Source organism: Sphingomonas sp. CFBP 13733, assembly GCF_014841795.1.
Lineage (GTDB): Bacteria > Pseudomonadota > Alphaproteobacteria > Sphingomonadales > Sphingomonadaceae > Sphingomonas > Sphingomonas aerolata.
Genome location: NZ_JACYUP010000020.1, coordinates 1 through 7662, shown reverse-complemented (window position 1 = coordinate 7662; position 7662 = coordinate 1). Strand labels below are relative to the sequence as shown.

7 protein-coding genes are annotated in these 7662 nt (G+C 52.4%); 5 read left to right on the top strand and 2 right to left on the bottom strand.

All coding sequences use genetic code 11. The annotated features are described in order from the left end of the window. Positions 1 to 223, bottom strand: a 223-nt coding sequence (locus IFT71_RS21285) for a hypothetical protein (RefSeq protein ID WP_206757482.1), incomplete at its 3' end; no start/stop codon positions are given. Positions 224 to 908: 685 nt separating this feature from the next. Here IFT71_RS21285 and IFT71_RS21955 point away from each other — a divergent pair. The 5 genes from IFT71_RS21955 to IFT71_RS20930 all read left to right on the top strand — a co-directional run bounded on the left by IFT71_RS21955 (position 909) and on the right by IFT71_RS20930 (position 5325). Then, positions 909 to 2411: a recombinase family protein gene (locus IFT71_RS21955; RefSeq protein WP_192143419.1), complete on the top strand. Its 1503-nt coding sequence runs from the start codon at positions 909 to 911 to the stop codon at positions 2409 to 2411. A gap of 170 nt (positions 2412 to 2581) precedes the next feature. Further along, positions 2582 to 2926, top strand: coding sequence for a hypothetical protein (locus tag IFT71_RS20945; protein ID WP_192143417.1), 345 nt, complete (start codon positions 2582 to 2584; stop codon positions 2924 to 2926). Positions 2927 to 3120: 194 nt separating this feature from the next. Further along, positions 3121 to 3612: a MucR family transcriptional regulator gene (locus IFT71_RS20940; protein WP_192143415.1), complete on the top strand. Its 492-nt coding sequence runs from the start codon at positions 3121 to 3123 to the stop codon at positions 3610 to 3612. Between the two features lie 357 nt (positions 3613 to 3969). Then, the gene (locus IFT71_RS20935) at positions 3970 to 4554 is read left to right on the top strand and encodes a recombinase family protein (protein WP_192143413.1); all 585 of its coding nucleotides are present in this window, start codon (positions 3970 to 3972) and stop codon (positions 4552 to 4554) included. A gap of 303 nt (positions 4555 to 4857) precedes the next feature. Then, a complete protein-coding gene (locus tag IFT71_RS20930; RefSeq protein WP_244655098.1) occupies positions 4858 to 5325 on the top strand; it encodes a MucR family transcriptional regulator in 468 nt (155 codons plus the stop codon). Between the two features lie 2025 nt (positions 5326 to 7350). On the opposite strand, the gene IFT71_RS20925 is transcribed toward IFT71_RS20930, so the two are convergent. Further along, positions 7351 to 7662, bottom strand: a 312-nt coding sequence (locus tag IFT71_RS20925; protein WP_192143411.1) for an FxDxF family PEP-CTERM protein, incomplete at its 5' end; no start/stop codon positions are given.

Genomic DNA, 7662 nt, shown 5'->3' with positions numbered 1-7662 from the left:
CGATAAGCACCCCGAATAAGCCGGGGATCTCAACTGACAACGTAGTTGAAACCGAGCCGTAGACGGAGATTGCCAGTATTGCGGTGTTAATTATCAAAACGGTGTTGAGGATTGGGATCTGTTGCAGCAGAATATGAAACTGCTCCACCCGCAAGTCGGCCTGTAGTGCAGCAGGTACGTGGCGCATTAGTCTCACCAGTTTCACCCCGTTAAATACGCGCACCGCGACTCATCTAATTTTAAGATATTTGCGTTTTTAAGTCTGCAAAGGTGGGGCAACCCATGTGCCAGCTACGCCATATAGTGGCTTTTAGGACTACCGAGCCTACTCTCCTCGCCAAGTCTCTGACGTATCATCCTCTTCCACCACTTTGTTAATTAGAGACTTGGAGCCGGCATTTCCAACTAGTCGACTCATCTCGATTGCTACCTCCGGCGTCATAAATACAACAGTGCCATCCGGTGCTTCTATAAAAACATGGCCATCGTTGACCCAGACTTTGCGGGAGGGACCATAAGGTACTGATGGTGCCATTAAACATTCCGGTCAGATAGGCGTTGACAGATATGCGCAATTATACCCTCTGAAGTACGCCAATGCTTTGATCTATGCTGTATTCAGCGGCGCGTCAGACACGTCAAACATGCCCTTGCTGCCTTTCAAGTTTTGAGATAAATATTGAAGCCTGTGGTCGCTGCAGACAAGGGGCATTGCCCCACCCTGACCGAATTCGGTTATTTTGTGAATTATCACACACGCTATGCATTCAAGGCGGGTGGGGGGGGCAGCTGATGGGGGGGGGCGACGCATTATCGCCAGTGTTGTTTTAGAGCTATAGCCGCCTCTGAACACCGTTCAATCAAATATCTCGCTGATATGGTAGGTACGGCTTATCGGAGGTTTAGCCGTGATCCAGTCAGATACATCTGTAGCAAAGAGATACGCCTATTCGTATGTTCGCTTCAGCAGCCCCGAGCAGATGAGCGGCGATAGCATCAGGCGCCAGACGGCGCTGGCTGTTTCTTATGCAGATGAGTTCTCCCTCATTCTCGACGATCACCTTACCTACAGAGACTATGGTATATCCGGTTTTCGGGGTCAGAACTCTGCGTCAGGGCGCCTTGGAGATTTCCTTGCGGCAGTTTCTCTAGGGATCGTACCACAAGGCAGTCTTTTGCTTGTCGAGAGTCTTGACCGGCTGAGTCGAGAAAGCGCTTTGAATGCCCAGAGTTTGCTGACACAAATCGTTCTTGCTGGGATAACAATTGTCACACTATCCGATAGAAGAACATATTCAATCGATGAGTTACGTCGAGACCCGATGGGCTTAATATACGCGCTAATAAACTTTATCCGTGCCAATGAAGAAAGCGAGTTAAAGTCGTTTAGAGGAAAGGCAAGTTGGAGCGCGAAAAGGGCGATCGCGAGGTCTGAGCCGATCACGTCCAGCTGTCCGAGATGGCTGGAGCTTAATAAGAATGACAAGACATTTTCAATAATACCAGCGAGGGCAGAGGTAGTCAGAGATATATTCAGACTCGCTCAAGAGGGTGTATCTAACACCAGAATATCAGAAAGGTTTAACTACAATAAGGTGCCAGCTTGGAAGTCGGATAGTCTTTGGACGCGCGACAAAGTGGGTTGGATTACTAGATCAAGCGCTGTCATAGGGACCTTTGTTCCTCATGTCATAGAATGGAAAGACGGAAGACAGACCCGCGTGCCTTGTCCACCCATACGGGGATACTATCCTGCTATCATATCGGTGGATACGTTTCAGAAAGTACAGACTAATCGTCTGACCAGTAACTGGGCTGGTCATGGTGGTGTTAGCAACATACTGAATCAACTTGCGGTATGCGAATATTGCGGCAGTTTGATGATTGTTAGTCCATCAGCCCCGAATGGCCCGAGCATTATATGTTCGGCATCCGTAGCTGGAACGGCAGCCCATTATGCGCCCATTGCCTATGGCCCCGTTGATGCCGCTCTTCGCCAAGGCCTATCGACAATCTTTATCGCCTGCGACATTAGCGCGCCTGGATATGGCCGAAGCAGGCAACTATCCATAGCTCAAAACAATGTTGATCGAGCCAGACGCGAGCTTCTCGCGGTCAGCCCCAGCCCATCTGATACAGATCGATTGAAAGAGATGCGCTATACCGTTGATCTATTAGAGCAGGACCTTTTAGATAAGGCGGATATGTATCAACACTCAGCGACTATCAGACTAGAGAAGCAACTCTCTGAGGCCATTGAATACCTTTCGACAGGTCACAATGACAAAAAGTCGTCCATTGCTATAAACAAAATGATGAGAGTCATATTCGCTAAGGTGGTTGTCGTTTCTAAAACAGGTCATATTGACTTATATCATAAGGACGGAAGGGTACATCGTATAATGATATAGAGCCATGTCACTATATGCCTTTTACTCAAAAGAATTAAAAGATATTGTGAAGCCATGTGTTGCCCGGCTTATAAACGTGGCTATTATAGCCGATGGTTTCTACTATAACTGCAGTGTAAATAGTATATATTAGCAATGCATCTTTCAGTCTTATACAATAGCGTCTGACTATGAGCTATCTCAAGGCCGACGATACAGATCCATGGTTTGTACAAAACATCAGTCGCTTTAAAGGCCGCTTATGCCATCATAGCCCTATACGAGTTTTAGGGGAGGTGGCTATGTCTTTGGCTCTTCATGAGCAAAACCAGATTTTTCAATGGCTTGAGGAAGAGGCGATTGCGAGGGCTGCATCAACAAAGAGTATAGATCCTGCTGAGCGAGATCGATATTTTATTCGTGCAGAGCATTACGCTGACTACGCTTGGGGCCTCGCAGAAACGAACGATCACGCATTTATTCCCTCGGAAATCTGGCATTCAAATTCACTCGGGGCCGAGAAGATCCCAGGATAGGACAGAGACCAGCTTACGTGAGATTAACGTTTTATAGCCTCGGTGCGGCGAAGTGGTAAAACGACTTAGCTATTTTATATTTTTGGCATCGCAGCGTTATTCAAGGAGGGCCTTGATTAATTACGCGTTCTGCAGCGAACAAGGTTGTCATCGTAGATAATTCTCTTAAATGGCAAGCCCTAGTGGAGCATAGAATGACTGATGAAAATATCCAGCTGAACGCTGTCGAGCTTGCCACCGAGTTGACGATTGCGTGGCTGTCTAATTCTAATACCCGAACATCCGCCGATGAGGTTCCAGCGTTTCTCGCCCGGATGCATTCGAGCGTTCAGTCTCTGATGAGCGGCACTGAGGGGACAGATGCTCCTGCTACTGGCGCGCAGGATTACTTACCCGCAGTTTCGACGCGAAAGTCTTTGGCGAACCCCGACTTCATCGTCAGCATGGTTGATGGAAAATCGTACAAGACTCTACGTCGCCACCTTTCAAAGCACGGCATGACGCCAGATGAATATCGCGTGCGGTATAACTTAAAAGACGATTATCCTATGGTTGCCCCAACCTATTCGGAAGCTCGCCGTGCGATGGCCCACAGGATTGGCCTGGGAACCGTCCGCAAGGGCGATGGCACGTCACCAAAGGCTGCGGCAAAATCAAAAAAGCCAAAAGCGGTACCCTCCGAGTAAGTGCAAGCTGGCCTCCTTATAGGGGCCAGCTTTTGCCGTGCATTACAGCCAAGGCATTCAACGTATGATTCCCGTTTAGCCTCTCCATCGGTAGAATGGAGCATGGCTTGCAAGATTTAGTAGGATCCTAGCCATTCGAGAGTTCGAGTTATCTACTCGAACGTTGGCGTACGAGCGGTATCGGCCCGAGCGCCTTCGAGCGATTGCTGCAGCTGACCCCCTGTCGGAAAACACATGATTTACGACATCCCCGGTTTTCGCCTTCGCTGGATCAACGCCGTCTACGGTCATAACGTTCGACAAACCCTGTCGCCTTGATAGAGTGTTCGAGAACGTGCTTTCGGGGGTTTGTCGTACATGCTGGTTGGATATATGCGGGTCTCGTCGGCCGATGACCGCCAAACGGTCGATCTTCAGCGGGACGCGCTAGTCGCAGCCGGCGTCGATCATCGTCATCTCCATACCGACAAGGCATCCGGCGCACGCGACGATCGGCCGGTGCTGAAAGCCTGCCTCGAATATCTCAACTCGGGCGACACATTAATCGTGTGGAAGCTCGACCGGCTTGGACGCTCGCTGCCGCACCTACTGGCGATCGTCACCGATCTGAAGACGCGCGGTATCGCGTTCCGGTCGCTAACCGAGCAGATGGATACGACCACCCCGCACGGCGAACTGCTGTTCTCCCTCTTTGGCGCACTCGCACAGTATGAGCGCGCACTGACGCGCGAGCGCGTAATGGCTGGGCTTGCGGCGGCAAAGCGTCGCGGACGCCAGGGTGGCCGCCCGCCGATGATCGATACCGAAACCCTCGAACGGATTACAGCCGCGCTGGATGGTGGGGCCAGCAAAGCATCTGTCTGTCGAACCTTCAAGGTACCGCGCTCGACGCTAATCGGCACGCTGGGCCGGATCGGCTGGACCGCACCTGCGAAGACCTAACTCGGTTGCATCAAGCAGTCTGTCCGAAAAACACACGGCTATCGAGAATAGGCTCTGCAGGGTCGCTCATCCTGAGTGATATGCCGCAATCACAGCGCCAAACGAGGGGCAACTCGTGCCTCATTATATGCGGTGCGTCCCAAGATGAACCATTGAACGGCAATCTCGTGAGCTTTCAGCAAACGGATCGCTTCGTCGTTAAATATCTGTTTATCTTGAACATAGGAGCGATTGAACCTAATTGCATGCCCCCCCCCCAAAGATACAGAGCTTATAATAAACGATGATATCAACTCGGTCGAGTTGGCCGCTGAACTGACTGCTGCATGGTTGGCCAATCCTAACACCCGCACGAATGCGGAGGATGTGCCCGCATTTTTGCGGTCAATGCATGCCGCTGTCGCTCAACTGTCAGACGCAGCTACTTCAGCAGCCCCGGAAGAAGCTGCGCAAGCTTATGAGCCTGCTGTCACGGTGCGTAAGTCGCTGGCGTCGCCCGATCACATCATTTCGATGATCGACGGCAAGTCATACAAGACGTTACGCCGCCATCTGTCGAGCAATAGCCTTACACCTGAGGAATACCGAGCGCGCTACAACCTGAAGGCCGATTATCCCATGGTCGCACCTTCGTACTCGGAAGCACGGCGGACCATGGCAAAGTCGATCGGTTTGGGGCGCAAACCTGGTCAGACAGCCAAAAAGGCTACTGATGGTTCTTCGAAGTCTCCCCGCAAGCCTCGCGCAACGAAGGTCACCGAGGAGGCATAAGTGAAACGGGGAGGCTAGCCCTCCCCGTTTCCATTCGGCTTCGATAAGTTTCGGACGTCTCGTATGTCCCTAGTTTTGCGACAGTAACGGACCGAATGTGGCTTGTGTCGCGTCGCGAAAGGGGTCCCTTTTGCAGCTAGCTAGGGCACTACTACTTCTCTAGAAGAAAAGCAGCCCAAAGGACTGCATGATGATCGCGTCTTTATTACTCGCTGCCTTGGCCGCCTCTGTCGCGCCCACCCACGAGAAGTCCGAAACTGTTAAAAACCGAAGTTTTAATACGATTGGTTGGCTATGTGATGGCAGAAGATGCCAGTCCAGTCCTCGCGAGTTTGGTCCCAATCTGGTCTTTAAAGTGCCCCCCCCTCAAACGCAGGTTTCGACCGTGCGAAGAAGCTGGGTCAGAGCTGGGGCGTTGTGCTGGAATGTGCGATCGTGGTTGATCGCCTCGTTAAATGTAAGGTTGCAAACAATACGATTGGTTCGGAAGAGGGACGAGGTGTTGCCCTTGAGCTTGTAAGTTTCTTCCGACTTCAGGCTGGAAACCCGGGCAGGAAAGCCTCTAAGTCCCACGCAATCGTCAACATCATGTATGAGGCAGGCGACTGCCCAAGTTGGATGTGCACCATCACACCGGCGCCCGTATCAATACCGCCGGCACCTACGCCCCCTCGATAACGCTGCCGACCACTCATCGAAATTGATGCAAAAATTAAAAGTTTTGCATCAGGCCTGACAGTAGCGCGGCGGGCTCAAGAGGGTTGGAGGCAATCCGCCTTCGTTCAGTTTATCGTAACCCTTCAAGCGCATGCTTCGATGATGATACGCCTTCTCACGATCGTTACCGCGTCTGTAGCCCTCGCCAGCTGCGGCAGCGCGTCTGCACAGTGCGCTACTCGCGATGCGCGAGGCCTCGTTGCCTCGATGAAGCCGGCCGAGCAGTTCAGGTCGATACTGACCATGGCAGTTGGGCGAACTCAGACTGCCGCTATGGTCAAGGCCCGGGACGGAGCTTCGGGTGACCAGAAGCTTGCGCAGGCAATCGACGCGGCCGTTAAGCGTCATAGCGCAGAGTGGGAGAAGAATTTGGTCAGTAGCTGGCAATCGCTCAGCGCCACCGAGATTGGCCAAGCATGCACCGCTATGCAGAAAAATGATCAAAAATCATTCATGCCCTTCGCTGAACGCGTTGGACCCCAAGTGCAGTCACGAAACGAACCCCTGCTACGCAGCGCTGCCGTAGAGGTACTTAAAACCGCCTGGTAAATCGGACTTGATGCAGAATTCACAAAATCTGCATCAGGCTCGAAGTCGCGGAAATCGTAGCATCGCTTGATGCAGAAAGCCGATGCGCCTCGGCCCTGAATGTCCGGGTTTGGTGGGAAGCGGACATTCGATCGGTCGTCGAAGGCTGTTACCAGAGGATATGATCGGTGATCACGCCAAACCTCACGAGAAAGCCTAGCGCCGCTCCTATGAAAAGTAGGACCGCATACACGGTGATCGCTCGCGTCCGGCTTCGACTGTCTGTTTGATAGCTCATGCTTAAGAACCTCGTAGCGGAGTCTGCTGCGAAAGTGACCGATCCAACCGATGTCCGCTAGTCGGCGTAAGTGGCATGGCCAGAATGGATTGCTAGCTGCCCTTACGGCTCTCCGCATTTTTCATAAATACGACCGACAAAATCAGAACCGGGGTAACGAACTTCGAAATCGATGATGCTGGATCATCGGTGGTCGTGTACCAGAGCAAATAGAGGAGGTTAGCCAGCGCAAGCATAACAAGGCCGCTACGAGCCTTATGGCCGCGTATCCAATCTACAGCCCTCATTGCCTTCGTTCCTCGTCGCCACGCCGGTAACTTATCTCGGGAACGAAATGTCCGCTAGTGGGCGGAAGCGGAATGGCCGCTTTGGGCCGATCTCAATCGGTAGCCCGAATGTCGCGACGTGGTGGAGAGCAGAAATGACAAAGCCGCCAGCCTTCGGCTGACGGCTTCGTCTCACCCTTTGAGATTCGCAACCCGTCAGGCGTAGGTCGTTGTCGTGGTGCGACGACGGTAGCGAACTGCTCCGCCGACCATGCCTAGGCCGACGAGCATCATTGCCCAAGTGGCGGGCTCGGGGACTGCGGATGTGGAAAAGCTACCGCTGTACGCGCCTAAGATAGTGCCCCTCTGGCGAGTGTTGGCATCGAGAGTGGTATAACTAAAGCTGAGCCGGTCCGCGTTGCGTGGATCTTTAAGTTCGTCCAGCCCCAGACCGCTTTCGCCATTCTCCGCGCGGAAGAACGCATTGATCGCTAGTGCCCCGAAAGCGCCTGCCCCTGTCGCGAACGG

What these genes read in the sequence shown, in the direction of transcription:
- IFT71_RS20945 (WP_192143417.1), top strand. Translation starts at nt 2,582, where the DNA reads ATGAGCTATCTCAAGGCCGACGATACAGATCCATGGTTTGTACAAAAC.
- IFT71_RS20940 (WP_192143415.1), top strand. Translation starts at nt 3,121, where the DNA reads ATGACTGATGAAAATATCCAGCTGAACGCTGTCGAGCTTGCCACCGAG.
- IFT71_RS20935 (WP_192143413.1), top strand. Translation starts at nt 3,970, where the DNA reads ATGCTGGTTGGATATATGCGGGTCTCGTCGGCCGATGACCGCCAAACG.